The sequence below is a fragment of the Sphaerisporangium sp. NPDC004334 genome, from assembly GCF_053602655.1.
This window is the reverse complement of the sequence record NZ_JBSGDZ010000071.1, coordinates 3,228-5,275: the sequence shown is the minus strand read 5'-3', so window position 1 is coordinate 5,275 and position 2,048 is coordinate 3,228. Positions and strand designations below refer to the sequence as shown.

The 2,048-nt window shown below is 57.9% G+C and carries 2 rRNA genes (1 of these 2 only partly in view); both read right to left on the bottom strand.

The features are described from left to right. Nucleotides 1–4 precede the first annotated feature (4 nt). Nucleotides 5–121, bottom strand: a 5S ribosomal RNA gene (gene rrf / locus ACWEN6_RS40760). Between the two features lie 93 nt (nucleotides 122–214). Beyond that, a 23S ribosomal RNA gene (locus ACWEN6_RS40755) occupies nucleotides 215–2,048 on the bottom strand (it continues 1,372 nt past the right edge of the window).

The window sequence follows — 2,048 nt, the reverse complement described above, 5'->3', positions numbered from 1 at the left end:
TTTTGTCCGGCGGTGTCCTACTCTCCCACACCGTCCCCGGTGCAGTACCATCGGCGCTGGAAAGCTTAACTTCCGGGTTCGGAATGTAACCGGGTGTTTCCCTTCCGCTATGACCGCCGTAACCCTCCGAGACCAAACCACACCCACCCGAACCAACCCTGGGCGGGGGTTTGTTGTCTCTGAGTTGCATAATGGACGCGAGCAAGAAAGCTTTGTGATCAAGTCCTCGGCCTATTAGTACCGGTCAGCTCCACACCTTACGATGCTTCCACCTCCGGCCTATCAACCCAGTCGTCTACTGGGAGCCTTACCCCCTCACAGGGTGGGAGACCTCATCTCAAGGCGGGCTTCCCGCTTAGATGCTTTCAGCGGTTATCCCTCCCGAACGTAGCCAACCAGCCGTGCCCTTGGCAGAACAACTGGCACACCAGAGGTTCGTCCGTCCCGGTCCTCTCGTACTAGGGACAGCCCCTTTCAAGTCTCCTGCGCGCGCAGCGGATAGGGACCGAACTGTCTCGCGACGTTCTAAACCCAGCTCGCGTACCGCTTTAATGGGCGAACAGCCCAACCCTTGGGACCTACTCCAGCCCCAGGATGCGACGAGCCGACATCGAGGTGCCAAACCATCCCGTCGATATGGACTCTTGGGGAAGATCAGCCTGTTATCCCCGGGGTACCTTTTAGCCGTTGAGCGACGGCGCTTCCACATGCCACCGCCGGATCACTAGTCCCAGCTTTCGCTCCTGCTCGACCTGTCGGTCTCACAGTCAAGCCCCCTTGTGCACTTACACTCGTCACCTGATTGCCAACCAGGCTGAGGGAACCTTTGGGCGCCTCCGTTACCCTTTAGGAGGCAACCGCCCCAGTTAAACTACCCACCAGACACTGTCCCCCACCCGGATCCACGGGCGCGGGTTAGACATCCAAAACGACCAGAGTGGTATTTCACCAATGACTCCACCAGAACTAGCGTCCCAGCTTCACCGTCTCCCACCTATCCTACACAAGCCGTCCCAAACACCAATGTCAAGCTGTAGTGAAGGTCCCGGGGTCTTTCCGTCCTGCTGCGCGTAACGAGCATCTTTACTCGTAGTGCAATTTCGCCGGGTCTGTGGTTGAGACAGCGGGGAAGTCGTTACGCCATTCGTGCAGGTCGGAACTTACCCGACAAGGAATTTCGCTACCTTAGGATGGTTATAGTTACCACCGCCGTTTACCGGCGCTTAAGTTCTCACCTTCGCAGACTCACGTCCACTAAGCGGTCCCCTTAACGTTCCGGCACCGGGCAGGCGTCAGTCCGTATACATCGTCTTACGACTTCGCACGGACCTGTGTTTTTAGTAAACAGTCGCTTCCCCCTGGCCACTGCGACCCCCACCAGCTCAGACAGCACGTGCCATCACCAGCAGAGGCCCCCCTTCTCCCGAAGTTACGGGGGCAATTTGCCGAGTTCCTTAACCACAGTTCACCCGATCGCCTTGGTATTCTCTACCTGACCACCTGAGTCGGTTTAGGGTACGGGCCGCCGGCACACTCACTAGAGGCTTTTCTCGGCAGCATGGGATCACCCACTTCACCACAATCGGCTCGGCATCACATCTCAGGATATGTGCGGCACGGATTTACCTATGCCACTCCCTACATGCTTACCCCAGGAACAACCATCGCCTGGGATGGGCTACCCTCCTGCGTCACCCCATCGCTTACCTACTACCAGATCAGGCCAGGCGTTCAGCCTCACCCAAGCTCCGAAGAGCCACAGGGGCTTAAGGACCCTTAGTATCACTGGATTCGATATGGGCGCATACCAGCGGGTACGGGAATATCAACCCGTTGTCCATCGACTACGCCTGTCGGCCTCGCCTTAGGTCCCGACTTACCCTGGGCGGATTAGCCTAGCCCAGGAACCCTTGGTCATCCGGCGCAGAAGTTTCTCACTTCTGATTCGCTACTCATGCCTGCATTCTCACTCGCACAGCCTCCACAACTCGATCACTCGGCTGCTTCGCCGGCTGCACGACGCTCCCCTACCCATCCACACAAACGTG